The organism is Streptomyces sp. NPDC002104 (genome assembly GCF_053593795.1).
Window position 1 is genome coordinate 1 of sequence record NZ_JBSFDF010000037.1, and the last position, 23203, is coordinate 23203.

The following is a 23203-nucleotide window of genomic DNA, read 5'->3' on the forward strand; positions in this document are numbered from 1 at the left end:
GCCTCAAACGCCGGCGGGGCTGAAATGGCGCCGGAGGCTGCGGTGTGCGGGCCGGGGACGGGGGCGGGGTGGGGTGTTGGCCGGGACGTAAAGCGTGATTTGTGGCGCGTCGGAAAGCCACAACTGTCGAACGTTGGGGGCAGGGCGCCTAAATCATGCAGTCCAGGCCGACACCCCACCCCGCCCCCGGCACCGGCCCCCACCCGCAGCCAGCACAGCCCAGCGCAGCGCCCCGCGCTACGCCGGCTGGCGGACGTGCGCGCGGACCCAGTCCACGATGGCCGTGGTCGTCGCCCCGGGCGTGAAGATCTCGGCCACGCCCTTCTCCTTCAGCGGAGCGATGTCCGCCTCCGGAATGATGCCGCCACCGAACACCTTGATGTCAGCCGCATCGCGCTCCGCGAGGAGTTCCAGCACGCGCGCGAACAGCGTGTTGTGCGCCCCCGACAGGATCGAGAGACCGATCGCGTCGGCGTCCTCCTGGATCGCCGTGTCGACGATCTGCTCGGGAGTCTGGTGGAGGCCGGTGTAGATGACCTCCATGCCCGCGTCCCGAAGGGCCCGCGCGATCACCTTGGCGCCTCGGTCGTGGCCGTCGAGGCCCGGCTTGGCCACCACCACACGGATCGGACCGGTCACACCCATCGCACTGCCTCCCGAGTGAACGAACGTTAAGTACAGCATTGCGCACACCCCCGTTTCGCGGTCAACCACGAGGGGGAAATCACACGTGGGATGGCGTACCACCGCTCCGCGCCGACAGCCGCACGGCACGGGGCGGTCGGGCGCCCCGGTCCCGAGCAGCCGATCAGCCGATCAGCCGAGTAGTCGAGCAGCCGAGTAGCACCAGGACCTACGGGGGGCCGTCCATGGGGCTGACCATGTCCGGTGCCGCACTGCGGGCCGCACTGCTGGAAGCGATCGTGCTCGGCGGACACATCCTGCTGTATCCCACCGGAGTCCTGCCGGAACGACCCGCCGCCCCCGCCCACGAGCGCCCGCGCCCGCCGGTGGTGCTGCTCCACGGGTTCACCGACAACCGCTCCGTCTTCGTCCTGCTGCGCCGCGCCCTCGAGGCCGGCGGCCGGCGGCAGGTGGAGGCGTACAACTACTCCCCCTTCACCTGCGACCTGCGCGTCACGGCCCGGCACCTCGCCCGACGCGTGGAGGAGCTGTGCGAGCGCACCGGTCAGGACCGGGTGGACCTGGTGGGGCACAGTCTCGGCGGACTGGTCGGGCGGTACTACGTCCAGCGCCTCGGCGGCGACGCGCGCGTCCGCACGCTCGTCACGCTCGGCACCCCGCACTCCGGCACCCGCGTGGCGCCCTTCATGGACGCGCACCCCCTGGTCCGGCAGATGCGCCCGGATTCCGAGGTGCTCGCCGAACTGCGCGCACCCGCGCCCGGCTGCCGGACCCGGTGCGTGGCGTTCTGGAGCGAGTTCGACGAGCTGATGGACCCGACCGGGACGGCCCGTATCGAACACCCGGACCTGCTCGTGGAAAACGTGCAGGTCACCGGCATCGGGCATCTCGCCCTGCCCGCGCACCCGGCCGTCATCGCGGCGGTCCGGCGCGCACTCGACGGGCCCAGGCCGGCCGCCCTCCCGCATCCCGGCGCCAGTTCCGTCGCCTGACCGGCCGGCCGGCCCCGTTCCCGCCTCGACCGCGGGAGCGACATGCGACCTCCAGTCGAACGTTTTTCGAACTCAAGGCCAAGGGTGGGTCTTCAGCCGACCGAAAGGCGGCCGAATGCCCGGTTCCGCCGAGCACAAATCCCTCCGAAGATTGTCGTTGCGTGTAACCGCCGGGTACAGTCACGCCACTGCTCTCCTCCGAGGACCCCACATTCCTCGGCCACCCAGGCCCCCCGCTGCCGAGGCGAAAGAGAAGTTGGTGAACGACCGCCCCTCGTCGGGCCAGTACCCCGATTTTGGGTACGACGGCCTTTCCACCACCACTTTCGCTGGCGATTCAGCGTTTGCGTCCTATGAAACACAGGGTCAGGGCTACAACTACGGCGCCACCTACGGTTCCTACGACACCAGCTCGTACGACACCACGGCATGGACCGCCCCCCAGAACGGCTACGCGCAGCAGTCCGCCGACGGCTACGGCGGGTACGCCGGCCACGACGGCTACCTCTCGACCGTCCCCACGCAGGGCGGCGTCTCCCTGGACTACCAGTCCACGGCCTTCGGCTACGACCCGTCCGCCGAGCAGACCGGCCACTGGTCGGTCCCCGGCTACGGGACCGAGACCGGCACCTACGACGCCACCGCCTGGAACACGGCCCCCGAGCAGCCCTACGGCTACACCGGCTACGAACAGCCGCAGCAGCAGCCGCACGTCCCGGACCCCGCACAGGATCAGGCCTACGCCCACCCCCAGGCCCCTGAGCAGCAGTACGCCTACGACTACGGGTACGAGGCCTACGCCACTCCCGGATCCGCTCCCTCACACGAGGCCGAGACGGCCTACACCGAGACCGCCGTCTTCGAGTTCCTCCCCGCGGATGCCCCCATCGAGCCCGATGATGCGGACATGAACGCGATGGACGCGATGGACGCGATGGACGCGGACGCGGACCTGCACGCGAACGCCCAGGTGCACGATCTCCCCACCCAGACCATGCCCGCCACCCCGGCCGCGCCCGCCGAGCCGCGCCCCTCGCGCCGCGCCGGTTCCAAGCCCGCCTCGAAGCCGGTCTCCAAGGGCAGCACCAAGACCGCTACCGCCAAGGCCGGTGCCAGCAACCGCCGTCGTACCCCGGCCAAGCGTTCCGCGCTGCTGACCGTGGCCGTTCCCTCGGCCTGCGTGATGGGTGTCGCGGGTGTGGCCGCCGCCTCCGTGGGCGGCCTCACCGGTACGGAGAAGCCGTCCGAGGAGACCACCACCCTGGCCGCGCCCGACCCGGCCTCCATCAAGCCGGTCGCGGCGAACAGCAAGCTCGACACGCAGCTCACCGCTCTCAGCGCCGACGCCGGCGACTTCGCGGACCGTGCGAGCCGCACCCAGGAACGCATCGACCTGCGCCTGCGCCAGGACGAGGAGAAGAAGCGCAAGGCGGAGGAGGCGGCGGCCAGGGAAGCGGCCCGCCCCAAGTTCGTGCTCCCCGTCGCCCGGCACGGCCTCAGCGCGGGCTTCGGCCAGGCGGGCGTCAACTGGATGTCCGTGCACACCGGCATCGACTTCCCGGTGTCCTACGGGACTTCGGTCATGGCGGCCACCGACGGCACCGTGCGCAGCCAGTGGAATTCGGCTTACGGCAACATGGTGATACTCACCGCCCCCGACGGCACCGAGACCTGGTACTGCCACCTCAGCAGCGCCAAGATCCGCTCCGGCAAGGTCAAGGCCGGCGACGTGATCGCGTACTCGGGCAACTCCGGCAACTCCACCGGCCCGCACCTCCACTTCGAGGTGAGGCCGGGCGGCGGTTCCCCGGTCGACCCGCAGGCATGGCTGCGCGCCAAGGGCCTGAACCCGAACTAGGACGGCCACTCCGTCCCGGGACGGCCACTCCGTCCCCGGACGCCTACTCCGTCCCAGGACGCCTACTCCGTCCCAGGACGCCCACGACGTGGAAAGGGCCCGCCCCCCGAGGGGCGGGCCCTTTCCAGGTTCCGAACAGCCGGAGCGCTAGAGCTTCTGCACCGGCGCGTACCGCAGCAGCAGCCGCTTCGGCTTCTCGTCACCGAAGTCGATGGTGGCCTGCGCGTCCGCGCCCGCTCCCCTGACCTCCATGACGGTGCCGAGACCGAACTGGTCGTGCGTGACCCGGTCCCCGACCACCAGCGCGATGACCGGCTTGTCGGTGGCCCGGCGCGTCGCGAACCCCGACGGGCCCGACTTCGTACGCGACGAGGACAGGAAGGCCTCCGGCGAGGTGCCGAACGAGGCCTTCGATCCGCCGCCGCCCGAGCCCGAGGACCCGTACCCCGAGCTGCGCATCGGACCCGCCGGCTTCTGCGCCGCGCCCGTCCGCTTCCACTGCAGGTACTCGGCCGGGATCTCCTCCAGGAACCGCGAGGGCGGGTTGTAGGAGGGGGTGCCCCAGGCGCTGCGCATGCTCGACCGCGTCAGGTACAGCCGCTCGCGCGCCCGGGTGATGCCGACGTAGGCGAGGCGGCGCTCCTCCTCCAGTTCCTTGGTCTGGCCCAGCGCGCGCATGTGCGGGAAGACCCCGTCCTCCATGCCGGTCAGGAAGACCACCGGGAACTCGAGGCCCTTGGCGGTGTGCAGGGTCATGAGGGTGATGACCCCGTTGCCGTCGGTGTCCTCGTCCGGGATCTGGTCGGAGTCGGCGACCAGCGCGACCTGTTCCAGGAACTCGGCCAGCGTGCCGGGGCCCACCGGCGGGGCGCCGTTCTCGGCGGCCTCGGCCGCCGCCGCTTCCCGTGCCTGCTCGAATTCGAGGGCCACGGCGGCGAGTTCCTGGAGGTTCTCGATGCGCGTCTCGTCCTGCGGGTCGGTCGAGGCCTGGAGTTCGGCGAGGTAACCCGTACGCTCCAGGACCGCTTCCAGGACCACCGCGGGGCCGGCGCCCGAGTCGACGATCGTACGGAGCTCCTCCATCAGCACGTTGAAGCGCTTGACGGCATTGGTCGAGCGGGCGGCCATGCCGAAGGCCTCGTCGACCCGGCGCAGTGCCTGCGGGAAGGTGATCTTCTCGCGCATCGCGAGCGCGTCGATCATCGCCTCGGCGCGCTCGCCGATCCCGCGCTTGGGCACGTTCAGGATCCGGCGGAGCGGGACGTTGTCCTCGGGATTCGACAGGACGCGCAGGTACGCGAGGACGTCGCGGACCTCCTTGCGCTCGTAGAACCGGACGCCGCCGACGACCTTGTAGGGCAGTCCGACGCGGATGAAGATCTCCTCGAACACGCGGGACTGCGCGTTGGTCCGGTAGAAGATCGCGACGTCGCCGGCCTTCGCGTCGCCCGCGTCCGTCAGCCGGTCGATCTCGTCGGCGATGAACTGCGCCTCGTCGTGCTCGGTGTCCGCGACGTAGCCGGTGATGACGGCGCCGCTGCCGGCCTCGGTCCACAGGTTCTTCGCGCGGCGGTTCTCGTTGCGCTCGATGACCGCGTTGGCGGCGGACAGGATCGTCTGGGTGGAGCGGTAGTTCTGCTCCAGCAGGATCGTGGTCGCGTCCGCGTAGTCCTCTTCGAACTGCAGGATGTTGCGGATGGTCGCACCGCGGAAGGCGTAGATCGACTGGTCGGCGTCACCCACCACGCACAGCTCGGCGGGCGGCAGGTCCGGGTAGCCGGTGCCGACCAGCTCGCGCACGAGGGTGTACTGGGCGTGGTTGGTGTCCTGGTACTCGTCGACCAGCACGTGCCGGAAGCGGCGCCGGTAGTGCTCGGCGACGTCCGGGAAGGCCTGGAGCAGGTGGACGGTGGTCATGATGATGTCGTCGAAGTCGAGCGCGTTGGCCTCGCCGAGGCGCCCCTGGTACATCGCGTACGCCTGGGCGAGGGTCTTCTCGAAGCCGTCCGCGGCCTGCCCGGCGAAGGCGTCCGCGTCGATCAGCTCGTTCTTGAGGTTCGAGATCTTGGCGCTGAAGGCCTTCGGGGGGAACTTCTTCGGGTCCAGGTCCAGGTCGCGGCAGACGAGCGCCATCAGGCGCTTCGAGTCGGCCGCGTCGTAGATCGAGAAGGAGGACGTGAAACCCAGCCGCTTGGACTCGCGGCGCAGGATGCGGACGCACGCGCTGTGGAAGGTGGAGACCCACATGGCGTTCGCGCGCGGGCCGACCAGGCCCTCGACGCGCTCCTTCATCTCACCGGCGGCCTTGTTGGTGAAGGTGATCGCCAGGATCTGGCCGGGGTGGACCCCGCGCGCGCCCAGCAGGTGGCCGATGCGGTGCGTCAGCACGCGCGTCTTGCCGGAGCCGGCGCCGGCCACGATGAGCAGCGGGGAGCCCGCGTGCACCACGGCGGCGCGCTGCTCCGCGTTCAGCCCCTCCAGGAGGGCCGCCGGGTCGATGACGGGCCTGGGGGCGCCGTCCCGGTAGTACGCGTCTCCGTGGAGGGGCGCGTCGAACCGGCCCCCGAAGAGATCGTCCGCGCCCGTCTCCGGGGCGGCGTGGTCTTCGGGCGGCGGGGGGACCTCTTCGGAGGGGGAGAGGTCGGCCAGGAAGCTGTCGTCAAAGAGGCTGCTCATCGCCTTCCGAGTTTAGGGGGCGGGACCGACAGCCGGTCCCGCCCCCGGAAAATCCGGTCCCTTACCCGGAAAATTGGGCGGCATATGCCCTGCGGACCGCTCCTGCCCCCTTCCGGGGAGGCGCCCGCGCCGCTAGCGTGCTCCGCCAACCGGAAGGAGGTGCCGGCCCGTGTACACGTACGGATTCCCCTCGTCCCATCCCTCCCCCCACCACCGCAAGCCGCGCACCCGAAGACATCCGAACGCCCCCACCGCGGTCGTCACGACCGCGGCCCTTTCCTCCTTGGGGCTGCTCCTCCCCCACCAGGCCGCGGCGGCGCCGGCGCCCCGCCCCTCGGTGGAGGAGGTACGGACCCGCGTGGACGAGCTGCACCGGCAGGCGGGCACGGCCACCCAGGCCTACGACGCGGCGGCCGGACGGACCGAGGAGCAGCGGGCCCTGCTGTCGGCGCTCATGGACCAGGTGGCCGCCACCACGCAGAAGCTGAACGAGGCCCGGCGGCTGCTCGGCAGCTACGCCGCCGACCGGTACCGCGGGGCCGGCGGGATCGGCGGGACCGCGGCCCTGCTGCTCAGCGAAGATCCGCAGGCCTTCTTCGCCCAGACGCACCTGGTGAACCGGCTCGGCGGCCGCGAGGACGCGCTGCTCACCCGGTACACCCGGGCCAGGGCGGAGACGGCCGGCAAGCGCCGGGAGGCGGCCGTCGTGGTCGCGGAGCTGGAGCGGGCGCAGGAGCAGTTGCGCGGGCGCAAGCAGGAGGTGCAGGCCCGGCTCTCGGAGGCGAACGCGCTGCTCGCACGGCTCACCGCGCCGGAGCGGGCCCGGGCCCTGGCCCCCGGGGCCCCGGGTGGCTCCGGACCGCGACCCGCCGACGGCCCCGCGTCGGCGGCCGGCGCCAGGGCGGTGGCCTTCGCCCGGGCCCAGCTGGGAAAGCCGTACGTCTGGGGCGCGACCGGCCCGCGCTCGTACGACTGCTCGGGCCTGACCCAGGCCGCCTGGCGGGCGGCGGGGATCACGCTGCCGCGCACCACCTGGGACCAGGTGAAGGCGGCTCCGCGGATCGCGACGAAGGATCTGCGCCCGGGGGACCTGGTGTTCTTCTACGCGGACATCAGCCACGTCGGGATCTACATCGGCGGCGGCCGCATGATCCACGCCCCGCGGCCGGGGTCGTCGGTCCGCGAGGACTCGGTCTACTACCAGCCGATCTACGGGAGCGTCCGGCCGGGGTGAGCACGGTGGCGCGCCGGGGCGTTGGCGCGCCGGGTCCATCGGGAGTTCGCACGTCGGCGTGTCCGTCACTCGGCGCCGTCATGTGGCGGGCGAAGAAGGAGGGTTACGACGGCGACGTGGTCGTCTTCGCCCGCCTGACGGAGATCCGCGGAGAGAGCCAGCCCTCATACGGACACCGGCCGGCCAGGTCCGGTCGCGTGCGGCCACTTCCGATCATGTCGTCATCTGCCCGTTACCTTCGGGTCTAGCGTCCTCCCCCAAGCACCGACGGAGGAAGGACGTGAGGCCCTCGTGGCCAGTCATCGAAAGCCCAGGCAGCGCCCGCTCAACGGCGGCACGGCACGGAGCACCGTACGCACCACCGCCGCCACCCTCGCCCTCGCGGGCGCTGCCACCGCCACCGCGTTCGAAGGCGTCTCCCACGCCGATCCGCAGCCGACGCCCTCGCAGGTCAAGGCGGAGATGGACCGGCTCTACGAGGAGGCCGAGGCCGCGACGGACCAGTACAACGGGGCGAAGGAGAAGGCCGACGAGGCGCAGCGCGCGCTCGACGGACTGCGGGAGCGCACCGCCCGCACGACCGACCGGCTCAACACGGCCCGCGACGCCCTCGGTTCACTGGCCGCGACCCAGTACCGCAGCGGCACGCTGGGCGCCGCCGTACAGCTCGCGCTGTCCGACGATCCGCAGGAGTACCTGGACCGGGCCGCGCTCATCACCCGCGCCGGGAACCGCAACGCGGCCGAGGTCGCGGCCGTGCGGCGGGGGCTCGACGAGGTCGGGAAGCTCAAGGAACAGGCCGCCGGACGCCTCGCCGAGCTGCGGGCCCGGCAAGGCGAACTCGCGGGCCACAAGGCCGAGATCGAGGAGAAGCTGACCGCCGCGCAGCGGCTGCTGGCCAAGCTGACGGCCGAGGAGCGCGCGGCCTACGAGGCCCGCTCGGCCGGCCCCGCCCCGGGCGCCTCCGCCTCGAGCGGCCCCGCCACCCAGGCTCCGCCGCCCTCCGACGGCTCCCGCGCGGCCCGCGCGGTGGCGTTCGCGTACGGGGCGATCGGCAAACCGTACGTGTGGGGGGCGACGGGCCCGGGGTCCTTCGACTGCTCCGGCCTGACGCAGGCCGCCTGGCGCGCGGCCGGGGTGTCGCTGCCGCGCACCACCTACACGCAGATCAACGCGGGCCGCCGGGTCTCGCGCGACGCGCTGGCCCCCGGCGACCTGGTGTTCTTCTACTCCGGCGTCACGCACGTCGGCCTGTACATCGGCAACGGCCAGATGATCCACGCCCCGCGCCCCGGCTCCACGGTCCGCGTCGCGCCGGTGGACTCGATGCCCTGGGCCGGAGCCTCGCGGCCGGCCTGAGCTCCGGCACGGGGCGGGCCGGGGCGAGCGGGGGCGGGCCGGGGCAGGGGCGGGCTCAGATCAGCCGGCGGGCCGTCGCCCAGCGGGTCAGCTCGTGGCGGTTGGAGAGCTGGAGCTTGCGCAGGACCGCCGAGACGTGGGACTCCACCGTCTTGACCGAGATGAACAGCTGCTTGGCGATCTCCTTGTACGCGTACCCGCGCGCGATCAGCCGCAGCACCTCGCGCTCGCGCTGGGTGAGGCGGTCCAGGTCCTCGTCGACCGGCGGGGCGTCCGTCGAGGCGAACGCGTCGAGCACGAAGCCCGCGAGGCGCGGCGAGAACACTGCGTCCCCGTCCTGCACGCGGAAGACCGAGTCCACCAGGTCGGTGCCGGTGATGGTCTTGGTGACGTAGCCGCGGGCGCCGCCGCGGATGACCCCGATGACGTCCTCGGCGGCGTCCGACACCGACAGCGCCAGGAACCGCACCGGGTCCTCGACGGCGCCCATCAGCGGGGCGCAGCGGCGCAGCACCTCGACGCCGCCGCCACCGGGCAGGTGCACGTCGAGGAGCACCACCTCGGGGCGGGTGGCGGTGATGACGGTGACGGCCTGGTCCACGTCGGCGGCCTCGCCGACGACCTCGACCCCGGTCCGCCCGGTCTCGCCGATCTCGGCCTGGACCCCGGTGCGGAACATCCGGTGGTCGTCGACGAGCACCACCCGGACCCTCCTGGTCACGCCGCCGGTGCTCGCGCTGTCCTCGGTCATGCTGCCTTCGCCGCCCTCTCCATCTCCAGCTCGACTTCCGTGCCGCCGTCGGGCGCGGACCGCAGTCGTGCGGTCCCGCCGTTGCGCTGCATCCGGCCGATGATCGATTCTCGTACGCCCATGCGGTCGTCCGGTACCGCGTCCATGTCGAAGCCGGGTCCGCGGTCGCGCACGGACACGAACACCGTCTGGCCCTCCACCTCGGCGTACACCTGGACGGGGCCGCCGTCGCCACCGTACTTGGCGGCATTGACCATCGCCTCGCGCGCGGCCTGCATCTGTGCGGCCAGCTTCTCGTCGAGGGGGCAGTCGCCGACGACGACCACCTCGATCTGCACCCCGTGGTGGTCCTCCACCTCGGCGGCGGTCTTCTTCACGGCCTCGGCCAGGGTCGTCGGCTCCTCGCCCTCGTCCTTGCCGGTGCCCTCGGGCTTGTACAGCCAGTTGCGCAGCTCCCGCTCCTGGGCCCGGGCGAGGCGGCGCACCTCGCCGACGTCCTCGGCGTTGCGCTGGATCAGGGTGAGGGTGTGCAGCACCGAGTCGTGGACGTGGGCGGCGACCTCGGCGCGCTCCTGGGCGCGGATGCGCATCAGGCGCTCCTCGGAGAGGTCCTGGGTCATCCGGATCAGCCAGGGGCCCGCCAGGAGGGCGACGCCGACGAGGACGGCCAGGGTGGCGGTCAGGACGTTGCCCAGCTGGGCGGCGGAGCCGCGGACCACGATGAAGACGGTCAGGCCCACGCCGACCAGGGCGACGCCGGCGAGCGCGCGGGCGGTCTGCAGCAGCCGGCCGTGCCGGCCGGCGGCCGCGTTCCAGTGGGCGCGGCGGGCGTTGTCGGCCTGGCGCCAGACGAGGACCACACCGGCTCCGACGAGCAGGGTCGGCCACACGTACCGTCCGGAGCTGCCGCCGACCTGGACCTTGGAGATGAAGATGCCCGCGCCGACGCACAGCGCGATGAGCGCGGTGATCTGGCCGCGCTCGGGCTTGCGCAGCCGCCGGGTGCCGTCGGGGAGGGTGTCGAAGTAGGAGCGGTGGCCGCTGCGGCCGCCGACGCCGAGCGGTACGAACACCCAGAACGCGGCGTAGAGCAGTACGCCGAGTCCGTCGCCCCACATGAACAGGCCGAGGAAGGCGAGCCGGACCCAGACGACGGGCAGGCCCAGGTGCCCGGCGAGGCCGCGCGCGACGCCGCCGAGCATCCGGCCGTCGGCGCTGCGGTAGAGCTTGCGCTGCGGCGTCTCGTCGGATTCCGGTGCGTACGGCGGGCGGGGGGCGGCTGCTACGGGCATGTCACCGATGGTCACACGCGCGCGGTGCCCGTGACATCAGGGCAGCCCCCCAGTTCTCTCGGGGGGATATCAGGGTTGCGCCAGGGTAGATCCGGATGCCCGCGGCGACGGCGGACCGTCACCATGTACGCATGACCGAAGTACACGATTCCCCGCCGCCGGACGCAGGAGCCGGCGCGAGCGCGGCCGGCCAGGGCGCCGGCTCCGCTGCGCCGCTCTCCGAGCGCCCTCCCCTGCGCCGCGGCAAGCGCGACAAGGTGCTCGCGGGTGTGTGCGGCGGCCTGGGCCGGTACTTCGATCTCGACCCGGTGATCTTCCGGATCGTGCTCGGCGTCCTCGCCGTCACCGGCGGGGTCGGTCTGATCTTCTACGGCTTCGCGTGGCTGCTGCTGCCCCAGGAGGGCGAGGAGGACAGCGAGGCGAAGAAACTGCTGACCGGCCGGGTCGAGGGCTCGACGCTGGCGGCGGTGTTCGCCGCGCTGGTGGGCTGCGCCCTGTTCCTGTCGATGCTGGACAACGGCGGGCTGGCCGTGTTCTCCGTCCTGGCCGTCCTCGCCCTGGGCGGCGCCGCGTACTGGTCGCAGCGCCGGCGGAGCGGGCCGGGCGCGGCTCCCGAGGAGAAGGCCGCGCCGGGCGCCGAGTTCGTGTACCCGGCGGCGACCCGCACGGGGCACCGCACCGCGCACAGTCCGGCGCCGCCCGAGACCCAGGCGCCGCCCGCGCCCGGCGGCCCGTCCTGGTGGCGGGATCCGCTGGTCAAGGACGGCACCACGGGGCCGGTCGGCTCGACCGGGTACCTGTGGGGTCCCGAGGACTCGGCCGGTGCCGTCCCCGGCGCGGGCCCGGCGCAGGCTCCGCCGTCCAGCGAGCGCCTCCCGTGGGAGGCCCGCGGCGGCATCGGCGGCCGGGTGTTCGTGCTGGCCGCGCTGGCGGGGAGCACCGCCACCGCCGCGGTCTGGGAGGGCAGCACCCTGAGCCACGCCCTGCAGGTCGGGCTGGCCGCCGGACTCGCCGTCTTCGGCCTGGGGCTCGCGGTGAGTTCGGTCAGGGGACGCACGGGCTTCGGCACCATCCTCCTCTCGGTGATCACGGCCGTCCTGCTGGCCGGGGCGGTCGCGCTGCCCAAGGACATCAGTACCGACTGGCGCGTCGTGGACTGGCATCCGACCGCGGTGGGCGAGGTCGCCCCGGTGTACGAGGCGGGTACCGGGCTCGCCACCCTGGACCTCAGCCACGTGGACGTGCCCGAGGGCACCACCGTGCCCGTCCGCGCCTCCCTCGACGCGGGCCGGCTGCGGGTGATCCTCCCGAGGGAGGTCACCGCGAAGGCGGAGGCGACGATCAGGCTGGGCGACATCCAGATGCCGGGCGACACCAGCGAGGACATACGCGTGCGCGACCGCACCGAGACCCGGACGCAGACCCTGCCCCCCGAATCGGGCACCAAGGCCGGCGGCACGATCGAGCTGCACCTGAGTGCGGGTGTGGGACAGGTGGAGGTGACCCGTGCGGCGTCATGAGTTCCAGCCGGGACGGCTGATCGCGGGACTGGTCCTGATGGCGGCCGGGGTGCTCTATCTCCTCGGCGCGGCCGGCGAGGCCGATCCGCCCTGGTTCTTCGTCCTCATGATGACGGCGGGCGGTCTCGCCTTCGCCGCCGTCGTGGGGCTGGTGACCTACGCGGTGCGCCGCGACCGGCGCGAGCGGATCAGCGAGTCCAGCGAGAGGTAGGGCGCCCCGGCGAGGATCAGCGGGGTCCAGGCCATCAGGTAGATCAGGTCGTTGCCGTAGTAGTACGGGGTCACCGCCCAGGAGACGGTGAGCCACAGGCTGAGCGAGATCAGGGCTCCGCCGACGGCGGCGATCCGGGTCAGCAGCCCGGCCAGGACCCCCAGGCCGACCAGGAGCTCCCCGATGGCCAGGGCCACGGCGAAGCCGACGGGCGCCTTCAGGGCCAGGTCCACCATGGCCGGGATCGCCGAGGTGTCGCGCACCCCGTGCATCAGCTCGCCGATGGAGCCGCTGCCGGTGGCGGAGAGGAAGGCGGAGTCGGTCAGCTTGTCCAGGCCCGCGTAGACGAAGGTCACGCCGAGGAAGATCCGCAGGGGCAGGAGCGCGTGGCGGGCGGCGAGCGCGCGCAGGCCGCTCGGTCCGGTGGGTGCGTCAGGGGCGCCGGAGGGGACGTCAGTTCGGGTCACGCGCTATGTGTACCCGCTTCACTCCGCCACGTCGATGGTGCACCGGTTGGATTCCACCCCCGCGGCGGTGACGACCTGGATCTCGATCCGCCCCGGCTCCACCTCCGCCGGGACCGGCACGGTCAGTACGGCGTCGGACGGGTTGGTGAAACCGCCCGCCACCGGGACCAGCGGTACGTGCACATGGACCGCACCCACCCGGACCACCAGCCGGGCCAGCATCTCCGGTGTCTGCGCCCCCGGCGGGACGAAGCCCACTCCGCGGATCTCGATGTCGTCCCCGGGGCGGATCGCCGCGTCCAGGTCCCCCGGCTCGCGTCTGCGCACCACCGACAGGACCAGCGGGCGGCTGCCCTCCGCGTACTTCGCCGCCAGGTACACGGCCGCCGACAGGGCCACCAGCAGCGCCAGCGCCCACGGCAGCGCCGGCAGCCGGTCCGGGAACCGGGCCAGCGAGACCGCGGCGAAGGCCAGCACCACCGTGGAGACCAGCACGTACTGGGCGTCCGGGAAGGAACCCCGGCCCGCGTCGTCCGTCAGCAGGTCCGCCCCGGTGGGGCGGTCCGCCGGCAGCTTCTGCAGCCGCTGCCCCATGATCCGTACGGAGACCACCCGGCGCACCAGCACCGCGACCCCCGAGGTCAGCCCGAGCACCGACAGCAGCGGCAGCGCCCGGTCGAACGCGAGCCCCTCGTACAGGGCCTGGCGCTCAGGTCCCGGCGAGGAGGCCGCGAGCCGCAGCGCGGGCAGCAGCGTCGCGAAGGCGGTGAGCACCAGCCAGGCGCTCGGCACCGCCTTCGAGGTGGACAGCCGGTTGTCCTCGCCGACGAGCGGCGCCAGCAGGCCGCCGCGGCGGGGCTGCGCGCGGGCCGCGGCCGTCAGCAGCGCGGCCAGCACGAGCGCGGCCAGCAGCCCGGCGGTGCGCGTCGTGGACCAGCCGGTGCCGAGCGCGGTGCCGACCTGGACCAGGAGCAGCACCCCGGCGGCGATCCACACGGCGAGGACGGCCCTGCGGGAGAACAGGTGGAGCCAGGAGCTGCCCGCCTCCCGGCCCCGGTCGGCGACGTTGCGGGCCGACAGGGTCAGCTCGTCGGAGACCCACTGGCGGGAGGCCCCGAGGGAGTGGGCCACGGCGGCGGGCACCCCCTGCCCGGAGGCGAACTCGTCGCGCTTCTCCATGAACGCGGCGACCGCGCGGCGGTGCCCCTCCCGGGTGCAGTCTTCGCAGGCACAGGCCGCGGTATGGGTGTTTCTGGACATCTCTTGGACAGCCACGAACGTGCCGCCTCTCTGAACTCCGGTGCGATGCCAGCGAATTGTGCACCACTGGGGCAGTGTTCCGGATTGCGCACGATGTCAGAGCAGGTGATTAACCGTTCATGATGTTGACGCACCCGCTCCGGGGGCCTCCAGCAGCGGCTGGCAGTTCACCCAGGCCGCCAGATCGGACCCGAACCGTTCCCGGGTCGCGAGTGCGCTGTGGTGGCTGATGAGCACGGCCTTTCCGGCCGCCCGCGCGATCAGCTGGACCTGCGCGGCCCGCTCCGCCGCGATGAACCACCACGCGGCGGCCTCCACCGAGTCGCCGACCGTCAGCAGCCCGAGGTTGCGCAGGACCAGCGCCTTGTAGGGGCCGAGGGCGCCCGCGATCCGCTCGGCGTCCCCGCCGCCGGCGTACTCGTCCAGCAGCGCGTGGTCCTCGTAGAAGGCGCAGGCCTCCTGGGTGACGGGGGCGAGCAGTTCGCCGAGCGCGGCGAGCGCCCTGCCGTACGGGGCCTGCGTGCGGACGACGGCCACCACGGCGGGCCGGGCCCGGTGGACGGCCGCGTGCACGGCGAAGGCCAGCTGGTTGACCCTGCGCTCCCCCTGGCGGACCCGTCCCTCCCCGTCGACGAGCAGCAGGTCCTCGGGGCCGAGCGCGCCGAAGGCCCGGCCGAAGGGGTTCACCCAGTAGCAGTCCTCGAACTCCGGGTCGCGGGCACTGACGTGCCCGCCCACCCCGTCCTCGTACCCGAGCCGCCCCAGCAGCCGCAGCACCCCGGCGAGCCGCTCCTTGCGGTGTGCGCGCTCCTCGCCGGCGGTGGCGAACACCGGCGGCATCTCGAAGCCCAGCCGCTCGACGGGCACGGGTCCGGGTGCGGGCAGTGGCTCGGTCATGGCCCCTCCTTCAAGGTCGCGGCGCAAAGTACCGGCGACCGCCCGAAGAGGCCATAGAGGAGACCGTGGAAGAGGCCTTGCACACGGCCGGACACGCGGCGAGGCCGCCGCTCCCTGCGCGGGAGCGGCGGCCTCGTCACGTCTTTGCCGGAACTGCGTCCGGCGGGGCGAACGGGAGGACTACTCCCACTCGATGGTGCCCGGGGGCTTGCTCGTGCAGTCCAGGACCACGCGGTTCACGTCCGGCACCTCGTTGGTGATGCGGGTGGAGATCCGCGCGAGCACCTCGTACGGCATGCGCGTCCAGTCCGCGGTCATCGCGTCCTCGGAGGAGACGGGGCGCAGCACGATCGGGTGGCCGTAGGTACGGCCGTCGCCCTGGACGCCGACGCTGCGGACGTCCGCGAGCAGCACGACCGGGCACTGCCAGATCTCGCGGTCCAGGCCGGCCGCCGTGAGCTCGTGGCGGGCGATGGCGTCGGCCTCGCGGAGCAGGTCCAGACGCTCCTTGGTGACCTCGCCGACGATGCGGATGCCCAGGCCGGGGCCGGGGAACGGCTGGCGCTGGACGATCTCGGCGGGCAGGCCGAGCTCCTGGCCGACCATCCGGACCTCGTCCTTGAACAGCTGGCGCAGCGGCTCGACGAGCTCGAACTCGATGTCCTCGGGGAGACCGCCCACGTTGTGGTGGGACTTGATGTTGGCGGTGCCGGTGCCGCCGCCGGACTCGACGACGTCCGGGTACAGGGTGCCCTGGACCAGGAAGGCCACCGCCGGGCCGTCCTCCTGGAGGATCTCCAGCTGGGCCTGCTCGAAGACGCGGATGAACTCACGGCCGATGATCTTGCGCTTGGTCTCCGGGTCGGAGACGCCGGCCAGCGCGTTCAGGAACCGCTCCTGGGCGTCGACGACCTTCAGCTGCACGCCGGTCGCGGCGACGAAGTCCTTCTCGACCTGCTCGGTCTCGCCCTTGCGCATCAGACCGTGGTCCACGTACACGCAGGTGAGCTGCGAGCCGATGGCCTTCTGCACGAGGGCCGCGGCGACCGCGGAGTCCACGCCGCCGGAGAGGCCGCAGATGGCGCGCTTGTCGCCGACCTGCTCGCGGATGAGGGCGACCTGCTCCTCGACGATGTTGCCGGGGGTCCAGGTGGGCTGGAGGCCCGCACCGCGGTAGAGGAAGTGCTCCAGGATCTGCTGGCCGTGCGTGGAGTGCATCACCTCGGGGTGGTACTGCACGCCGTAGAGCTTCTTCTCGTCGTTCTCGAAGGCCGCGACCGGGACGACGTCGGTCGACGCGGTGACGGTGAAGCCCTCGGGAGCCGCGGAGCAGGCGTCGCCGTGGGACATCCACACCGACTGGTTCTCGGGGGTGCCCTCGAAGAGGGTGGATCCGGCCTTGGAGACGGCCAGCGGAGTACGGCCGTACTCGCGCGAGCCGGTGTTGTCGACGGTGCCGCCGAGGGTGACCGCCATGAGCTGGAAGCCGTAGCACATGCCGAAGACGGGGACGCCGGCCTCGAAGATCGCGCCGTCGAGCTGGGGGGCGCCCTCCTCGTACACGGAGGACGGGCCACCGGACAGGATGATCGCCTTCGGGTTCTTGGCGAGCATCTCGGCCACGGGCATCGTGCTGGGCACGACCTCGGAGTAGACCCGTGCCTCGCGGACGCGGCGGGCGATCAGCTGCGCGTACTGGGCGCCGAAGTCGACGACGAGAACCGTGTCCGGGGCGCTGTCGTGGGTGGCGAAGGTGGCTTCTGGCACGGGGCAGGCCTTCCGGCGGAAGAGGGGGTTGTTTTGTCGATTCTAACGGGGGACGGATACCCCTCTTCGTCTCAGTGTCCGAACCGGCTTGGCACGGAGCGGGACAGAGGGTAATAATCCCTCCATGCGCAAGCAGCTGAGCTTCCTCTTTACCTATGGCACCGGCCGGTCCGGTCGCCATGGGTCATCGTGATGCTCGCTTGAGCCACTGACTTCCCAGAGCGCCCCGGTCCGACAGGACCGGGGCGCTCCGCGTTTCCGCTCCCGTCGGCCCTCACCCCCAGGAGACCGACCATGACCACAATGACCACCGCCACCGCCCCCGCCACCGCCGCCACGACCCCCGAGCAGCTGATCGCCGGCTCCCGCGAGCGGATCGACGCCATCGACGACCGGATCATCGGCCTGATCCAGGAACGGATGGCCGTCTCGACCGTCATCCAGGAGGCCCGGATCGGCTCGGGCGGGCGCCGGGTGCACCTGTCGCGCGAGATGGAGGTCCTGACCCACTGGAGCGACGCCCTCGGCAAGCCCGGCACCGCGCTCGCGATGACCCTGCTGGAGCTGTGCCGCGGCCGGGTCTGAGGACCGCCGCGGTGGCCGTGACGCCTGTTCGTCACCCGTCCGGACCGTGACCGCCCCCGGGGACCTTCGTTGATGCGGATGACCGTGCCAGCCAGGTGCGGGACCGCAGCACCACGCGTGGCTCCGCTGGAGCGATGAGACGCACCCCCCTTGCGGGGCGTGCGTCGTGGGACCTCGCTCCTTCATGTGACCGGACGGCAGGGGACAGCAGCCCGGTCACCACACGGAGAACGGCCGGCCCGGGGGACGCCCCGGACCGGCCGTTCTTCTGTTTCCTACGCGCGGCCCGTGGACCGGCGGCGGAACGTCAGGAACACCGCGCCGCCCGCGGCCACGAGCACCGCGCCGGCGATCAGGATCGGCCCGGCGGTGGCGCCGGTCTCGGCGAGGCCGCCGTTCGGCGTCTTGCCGTTGCCGGTGGCGCCCGGGCTCGGAGTGGCGCTCGCGCTCGGCGTGGCCGTCGGGCTCGTGGACGACGTCGGCTTCGGGCCGGGAGTGGTCGGGGGCGGCGTCGGCGTGGGCACGACCTGCTTGCCGTTGATCACGAAGGCGGCCTTGTCGTTGGCGTGCTTCGGGTCCCAGCTGACCGGCGAGGCACCCTCGGGGGACCAGGTGCCGACCGTGACGGACCCGGTGGCCTCCGCGATGACCTTCTCGATCTTCAGCTCGAACGGGAAGGCGAACTTCTCCTTCTCCCCGATGACGTGCGTGGTCCCGCAGAAGTAGCGCGGGGCGCCCAGCCGCTGCTCGCGGTAGCCCCCCGAGGCCGTGACGGCCCTGCAGGACTTCGGCGCCTCGGTGACCTTCGCGCCCGCCGGGATCACGATGTCCGCCATGGCGACCTGCTCGCCCGAGCGGAGGTAGGCGACCCACGCGGGCCCGTCGTTGCGGAAGCCGAGCTCGGCCTTGACCGTCTCGCCCGCCTTGCCCTTCACGGAGACGGGGGTCGCCACGAGGTCGGCGGTGTTCTTCACCTGGAAGCCGAACTCGTGCTGGTTGTTCCACGGGTCCAGGTCCGCCGCGCGCGGCAGGGCCTTGGCCGCGCGCGTCCTGAGGCCCAGCTTCTTGCCCGTGCGGGGCGTGCTGAGCTTCTGCGCGGACTTCGGCTCGGAGCCGGCCTCGTGCACCCCGTAGATCAGTTCGTCGATGAAGGCGTGCGGAGCGGCCTCGAGGGTCAGCGCTCCGGCGATCTCCCAGACCTCGCCCGGCTTGATCTCGTTGTCGAAGGTGCAGACCGTCCTGCCCCAGCCCACGTTCCAGGGCTGGCTCTCGCTGTCGTCCTGGCTGTAGGCGCAGTTGTCGTACTGCTCGACCAGGTCCATGCCGTGCGTGGTGAGCATCTCCAGCGCCACGCCCTTGACGGACTCGGTGCCCGCGTTGGCGAACACGATCGGGAGGGGCTGGGTCTCGCCCGGAACGAGCTTCGACTTCAGCTTGGCCTCTTCCAGCACCAGGTCCGGGCCGCCGACCCTGACCTTCGTGGTGGTGGGCTTGAAGGTGGCGCCCTGCGCCGCACCGGTCATCGTCAGGTCGACGACCGTGCCGTTCTTGCTGCCCTTGGCGGCGGTGAGGTCCAGGGACACGACCTCGCTGCCGAACGTCCAGACCGACCAGTCCTCGCAGGTGACCTTCGTCGCCGTGAGGGTGCAGTCGTCGGCCCGCTCCGGGGTGAGCTTCACGTCGGCGACGCCCTTGAGGGGGGTCAGGTCGATCGTGTAGGTGCTGTGCTCGCCGAAGTCCTTGCCGGTCTCGTTGTCGACGCCGAAGCCGACCGTGGTCGTCTGCGGCTTGCCCGCGTCCCCGGGGTGCGGGTGCAGGCCGATCTCCGCCGGGCTGGTGAGCGTGAATGCCGGATCCGCCGCGTTCGCGGGGGTGGCGGCCAGACCGACGGCCACCAGGCCGGCTGCCGCCAGCAGGGAGATGCGCTTTCTCATGCCGACCTTGACCCGCGAGGGCCCTCGCTGGTTGCGCCGCTCACCCTGTGACGCACACCACACCCCTGTCATCGCATTCGGCTACAACCATCCGGGCCGCACGGCTGTCATTCATGTAGTTCGGCGGGTACCGCGCTCGGAGGGGGAGTGCGGTGCCCGCCGAAGTCATGTCGGCGGCGCCGAGGTGCCGGCGGCGGCTACGCGCCGGGCGGAGCCGTGCGCGGCGGGACCGGCGGGACCGCCAGGAACGGCAGGCGCAGCGCCCCGAAGGCCTCCTTCGGCACCGCCGGGTGGGCCGGTTCCACGGCCGCCAGGCGGGTGTAGGCCGCCCCCTGTTCCGGGCGCGGGTCGCGCTCGCCGTTGTTCGGCCAGTAGGACATCGCCCGTTCCGCCTGCGCGGTGATCGTCAGCGACGGGTTGACCCCGAGGTTCGCGGAGACCGCCGAGCCGTCCACCACCGAGATGCCCGGGTGCCCGTAGAGCCGGTGGTACGGGTCCACCACGCCCTCCTGCGGGGAGGCGCCGATCGGGCAGCCGCCGAGGAAGTGCGCCGTCAGCGGGGTGCCCATCAGCTCGCCGACGTTGCTGCCGGCGAATCCGTTGATCTCCTCCGCCAGCAGCGTCGCCGCCTGCGTGGCCTCGGCGATCTGCACCGGGTTGGGCGCGCCGTGGCCCTGGCGGGCGGTGAGCAGGCCCTTCCCTATGCCGCCGGGCTTGCGGTAGGTGGTCAGGGAGTTGTCGAGGGACTGCATGACCAGGCCGATGATGGTCCGCTCCGACCAGCGCCGGTTGGAGAGCGAGCGCAGCAGCTGCACCGGGTGCCGGGCGGTGCGCCCGAACCAGGCGCGGACCCGGTGGGGGGAGTAGGGCACCTGGAGGATCGTCATGAACCCCATCGCGTTGGAGCCCTTGCCGTAGCGCACCGGCTCGATGTGCGTGTCGGCGTTGGGGTGCACCGAGGAGGTGATGGCCACGCCCCGCGTGAAGTCCGCCCGCTTTCCCTTGCCGTGCCGCTTGCCGTAGCGCCGGTCATCGGTCTGAGCCCCTACGAGGCCTTCGGAGTTGGTCCGGGTCAGATCGCCGAGGCGGTCCGAGAGGCGGGGCAGCTCGCCGAGGTCCTTCATCGTGTGCAGGAGCGTCTGGGTGCCGTACGTGCCCGCCGCGACGACCACGTAGCGGGCGCGCAGCACCTTGGGTTCGGCGCGGCGGCGGCCCTCGGTGGGGACGGTGCGGACGCGGTAGCCGCCGTCGGGGTGGTCGGAGAGGGCGGTGACCGTGGTCATGGGGTGGATGACGGCGCCGGCCCGCTCCGCGAGGTGCAGGTAGTTCTCGTTGAGGGTGTTCTTCGCCCCGTGCCGGCAGCCGGTCATGCACTCGCCGCACTCGGTGCAGGCCTTGCGGGCGGGGCCGGCGCCGCCGAAGTACGGGTCGGCGACCTCGTCACCGGGGCCGACCCTGCCCTGGCCCTCGCCCCCTTGGCCGTCCTGTCCGTCCTGTCCGTCCCCGAAGAAGACGCCGACCGGGGCCATGTGGAAGGAGTCCGCGACGCCCATCCTGGCGGCGGCCGCCTTGAGGTGGACGTCCGAGGGGGTCTCCGTCGGGTTGAGCCGGACCCCCAGCATCCGCTTGGCCTGGTCGTAGTAGGGGGCGAGCTCGTCGTGCCAGTCCGTGATGGACGCCCACTGCCGGTCCTCGAAGAAGGCGGTCGGGGGCACGTAGAGGGTGTTGGCGTAGTTGAGGGAGCCGCCGCCGACGCCCGCGCCGGCGAGCACCATCACGTTGCCGAGGAGGTGGATGCGCTGGATCCCGTACAGGCCGAGGGCCGGGGCCCACAGGTAGTTGCGCAGGTCCCAGCTGTTCTTCGGCAGGCTCTCGCGGGTGAAGCGGCGCCCTGCCTCCAGGACGCCGACCCGGTACCCCTTCTCGGAGAGCCGCAGCGCCGAGACCGACCCTCCGAAACCCGATCCGATGACGATGACGTCGTAGTCGTACGACACTGCGGTGCCTCCCAAACGGAACGGAACGGAGCTGCTCAGCGGAGTCGGAACGCCTTCATGACCTGGAGGCTGCGGGTCATGAACGCCGCGTACTTCTCGTCGTCCATGCCGAACGAGGGCGCCATCGGCAGCAGCCGCTGGTGGGCGACGGTCTGGGCCTCGGTGTACTTGAGGATGCCCTCGGAGCCGTGGCGGCGCCCGAGGCCGGATTCCTTCATGCCGCCCATGGGGGCCTGGGCGCTGCCGTAGGCCGGGGCGTAGCCCTCGTTGATGTTGACGGTGCCGGTGCGCAGGCGGGCCGAGACGGCGTGGCCGCGGCGGGCGTCCTTCGTCCACACGCTGGAGTTCAGGCCGTAGGCGGTGCCGTTGGCCTCCTCGATGACCTCGTCCTCGTCGGTGAAGCGGTAGATGGAGACGACCGGACCGAAGGTCTCCTCCCCGCACACCGCCATCGCGGTCTCGACGCCGTCGAGGATGGTCGGCTCGTAGAAGAGGGGGCCGATGTCGGGGCGGGCGACGCCGCCGGTGACGAGGGTGGCGCCCTTGGCGACGGCGTCGTCCACGTGCCGCTGCACGGCCGCCAGCTGGCGTTCGCCGGCCAGGGAGCCCATGTCCGCGCCGTAGGCGAGGGAGGAACCCAGGCGCATGGCCTTGGTGCGGGCGGCGAACCGGGCGACGAACTCGTCGGCGATCGAGGCGTGCACGTACAGCCGCTCGATGGAGATGCAGAGCTGGCCCGCGGAGGAGAAGCAGGCGCGGACGGCTCCGGCGGCGGCCTTCTCCACGTCGGCGTCGCGCAGGACGAGCATGGCGTTCTTGCCGCCGAGTTCGAGGGAGACCCCGACCAGGCGGGCGGCCGCGCCCTGGGCGACCTCACGGCCGGTACGCGTGGAGCCGGTGAACGAAACGTAGTCGGCGTGGCGGACCACCTCGGGGCCGACGACCGGGCCGTCACCGAGGACGATCTGGAACACCTCGGCCGGCAGGCCCGCCTCGATCATCAGGTCGCGGGCCCACAGGGCGGTGAGCGCGGTCTCGGTGTCGGGCTTCATCACGACGGCGTTGCCCGCGACGAAGGCGGGCAGGGCGTCGCCGATGGACAGCTCGAAGGGGTAGTTCCAGGGGGCGATCTGGCCGATGACCCCGCGCGGCTGCCGCAGCTCGGTGACCTTGGTGAGGGTGGGCATGGCGCCCGTGTGCCCCTTGGGGCGCAGGTACGAGGGGGCCTTGCGGCCGTAGTGCCGGGCCGCGATCGAGACGGCCTGGACCTCCTCGTGGGCGTGCAGACGGGCCTTGCCGGTCTCCAGCTGGATCAGGTCGAGCACCTCGGCCTGACGGGACAGGACCAGGTCGTGGAAGCGCAGCAGTACGGCGGCCCGCGCGCGGACCGGCACGGCGGCCCAGGCGGGCTGCGCGGCGCGGGCCGCTGCGAAGGCCGCCTCCACGTCCTGCGGGGTGGCCTCGGGGAGCTCGGCGAGCCGGTCCCCGGTGAAGGGGCTGTGGTTGGCGGTGCGCCCGGAGCCGGCCACGCCGCGGGTCAGCCGGGCGACCAGTTCGGGGGTCACCACGTCGGCGGCGCTCCGGGCGCCGGCCGGGGCGGGGGCGACCGGGTTGGTGGGCTGCGGGGCGCTGCGGAGGGGGGCCGGGGCCTGCGTGTCCGTCATGGGCGTGAGCGTATTGCGCCCGGGGGTGCTTTGGGTACCCGCCGGTAACCGGATTTTGCCATTTCTGCCAGTGATCACTGGCGGGATGGCGGAA

Annotated in this window: 18 protein-coding genes; 7 read left to right on the forward strand and 11 right to left on the reverse strand. The window is 72.3% G+C overall.

The window, feature by feature from the left end:
* Positions 1 to 237: 237 nt before the first annotated feature.
* Positions 238 to 645: a cobalamin B12-binding domain-containing protein gene (locus tag ACWCP2_RS26730; protein ID WP_356516175.1), complete on the reverse strand. Its 408-nt coding sequence runs from the start codon at positions 643 to 645 to the stop codon at positions 238 to 240.
* 224 nt (positions 646 to 869) lie between these two features.
* Here ACWCP2_RS26730 and ACWCP2_RS26735 point away from each other — a divergent pair, with 224 nt between their 5' ends.
* Together ACWCP2_RS26735 and ACWCP2_RS26740 are read left to right on the forward strand one after the other, a co-directional pair.
* A complete protein-coding gene (locus tag ACWCP2_RS26735) occupies positions 870 to 1637 on the forward strand; it encodes an esterase/lipase family protein (protein ID WP_450911129.1) in 768 nt (255 codons plus the stop codon).
* A gap of 115 nt (positions 1638 to 1752) precedes the next feature.
* Positions 1753 to 3495 carry a M23 family metallopeptidase gene (locus tag ACWCP2_RS26740; RefSeq protein WP_450911130.1) on the forward strand — a complete coding sequence of 581 codons (1743 nt, stop codon included), beginning with the start codon at positions 1753 to 1755 and terminating at the stop codon, positions 3493 to 3495.
* A gap of 147 nt (positions 3496 to 3642) precedes the next feature.
* Here ACWCP2_RS26740 and pcrA read toward each other — a convergent pair whose 3' ends face one another.
* Positions 3643 to 6171 carry a DNA helicase PcrA gene (gene pcrA, locus ACWCP2_RS26745; protein ID WP_450911131.1) on the reverse strand — a complete coding sequence of 843 codons (2529 nt, stop codon included), beginning with the start codon at positions 6169 to 6171 and terminating at the stop codon, positions 3643 to 3645.
* A 169-nt stretch (positions 6172 to 6340) separates the two neighbouring features.
* Between pcrA and ACWCP2_RS26750 the strand changes: the two genes are divergently transcribed.
* Together ACWCP2_RS26750 and ACWCP2_RS26755 are read left to right on the forward strand one after the other, a co-directional pair.
* A complete protein-coding gene (locus ACWCP2_RS26750) occupies positions 6341 to 7405 on the forward strand; it encodes an NlpC/P60 family protein (protein WP_450911132.1) in 1065 nt (354 codons plus the stop codon).
* 291 nt (positions 7406 to 7696) lie between these two features.
* Positions 7697 to 8764 (forward strand): NlpC/P60 family protein, encoded by a 1068-nt coding sequence (locus ACWCP2_RS26755; RefSeq protein ID WP_450911133.1) that lies wholly within the window; start codon positions 7697 to 7699, stop codon positions 8762 to 8764.
* A 55-nt stretch (positions 8765 to 8819) separates the two neighbouring features.
* On the opposite strand, the gene ACWCP2_RS26760 is transcribed toward ACWCP2_RS26755, so the two are convergent.
* The gene (locus tag ACWCP2_RS26760; RefSeq protein ID WP_450911134.1) at positions 8820 to 9515 is read right to left on the reverse strand and encodes a LuxR C-terminal-related transcriptional regulator; all 696 of its coding nucleotides are present in this window, start codon (positions 9513 to 9515) and stop codon (positions 8820 to 8822) included.
* Positions 9512 to 10807, reverse strand: a complete 1296-nt coding sequence (locus ACWCP2_RS26765) for an ATP-binding protein (RefSeq protein ID WP_450911135.1) — start codon at positions 10805 to 10807, stop codon at positions 9512 to 9514. Before ACWCP2_RS26765 ends, ACWCP2_RS26760 begins: the two co-directional genes overlap by 4 nt.
* 131 nt (positions 10808 to 10938) lie before the next feature.
* Between ACWCP2_RS26765 and ACWCP2_RS26770 the strand changes: the two genes are divergently transcribed.
* Both ACWCP2_RS26770 and ACWCP2_RS26775 read left to right on the forward strand, forming a co-directional pair.
* A complete protein-coding gene (locus tag ACWCP2_RS26770) occupies positions 10939 to 12327 on the forward strand; it encodes a PspC domain-containing protein (RefSeq protein WP_450911136.1) in 1389 nt (462 codons plus the stop codon).
* Positions 12314 to 12538: a hypothetical protein gene (locus tag ACWCP2_RS26775; protein WP_450911137.1), complete on the forward strand. Its 225-nt coding sequence runs from the start codon at positions 12314 to 12316 to the stop codon at positions 12536 to 12538. The genes ACWCP2_RS26770 and ACWCP2_RS26775 overlap by 14 nt, the downstream gene beginning before the upstream one ends.
* Here the strand turns inward: ACWCP2_RS26775 and ACWCP2_RS26780 are convergent.
* From ACWCP2_RS26780 to guaA, 4 genes are all read right to left on the reverse strand, one after another.
* Positions 12484 to 13005, reverse strand: a complete 522-nt coding sequence (locus ACWCP2_RS26780; RefSeq protein WP_450911138.1) for a DoxX family membrane protein — start codon at positions 13003 to 13005, stop codon at positions 12484 to 12486. The two genes, ACWCP2_RS26775 and ACWCP2_RS26780, sit on opposite strands and share 55 nt — an antisense overlap.
* A gap of 18 nt (positions 13006 to 13023) precedes the next feature.
* Entirely contained in the window at positions 13024 to 14280 is a 1257-nt protein-coding gene (locus tag ACWCP2_RS26785; RefSeq protein WP_450911139.1) for a hypothetical protein, read from the reverse strand.
* A 102-nt stretch (positions 14281 to 14382) separates the two neighbouring features.
* Positions 14383 to 15162 carry a class II aldolase/adducin family protein gene (locus tag ACWCP2_RS26790; protein ID WP_450911140.1) on the reverse strand — a complete coding sequence of 260 codons (780 nt, stop codon included), beginning with the start codon at positions 15160 to 15162 and terminating at the stop codon, positions 14383 to 14385.
* A gap of 180 nt (positions 15163 to 15342) precedes the next feature.
* On the reverse strand, positions 15343 to 16929 hold the full coding sequence (gene guaA / locus ACWCP2_RS26795) for a glutamine-hydrolyzing GMP synthase (RefSeq protein ID WP_250744099.1): 1587 nt from the start codon (positions 16927 to 16929) through the stop codon (positions 15343 to 15345).
* Between the two features lie 294 nt (positions 16930 to 17223).
* Here guaA and ACWCP2_RS26800 point away from each other — a divergent pair, with 294 nt between their 5' ends.
* Entirely contained in the window at positions 17224 to 17514 is a 291-nt protein-coding gene (locus ACWCP2_RS26800; protein WP_450911141.1) for a chorismate mutase, read from the forward strand.
* Positions 17515 to 17789: 275 nt separating this feature from the next.
* Here ACWCP2_RS26800 and ACWCP2_RS26805 read toward each other — a convergent pair whose 3' ends face one another.
* The 3 genes from ACWCP2_RS26805 to ACWCP2_RS26815 form a co-directional block, all read right to left on the reverse strand.
* Positions 17790 to 19448 carry an LPXTG cell wall anchor domain-containing protein gene (locus ACWCP2_RS26805; RefSeq protein ID WP_450911142.1) on the reverse strand — a complete coding sequence of 553 codons (1659 nt, stop codon included), beginning with the start codon at positions 19446 to 19448 and terminating at the stop codon, positions 17790 to 17792.
* Positions 19449 to 19645: 197 nt separating this feature from the next.
* A complete protein-coding gene (locus tag ACWCP2_RS26810; protein WP_450911143.1) occupies positions 19646 to 21445 on the reverse strand; it encodes a GMC oxidoreductase in 1800 nt (599 codons plus the stop codon).
* A 35-nt stretch (positions 21446 to 21480) separates the two neighbouring features.
* Complete coding sequence (locus tag ACWCP2_RS26815) at positions 21481 to 23109, reverse strand: succinic semialdehyde dehydrogenase (RefSeq protein ID WP_450911144.1); 1629 nt, start codon at positions 23107 to 23109, stop codon at positions 21481 to 21483.
* Positions 23110 to 23203 lie beyond the last annotated feature (94 nt).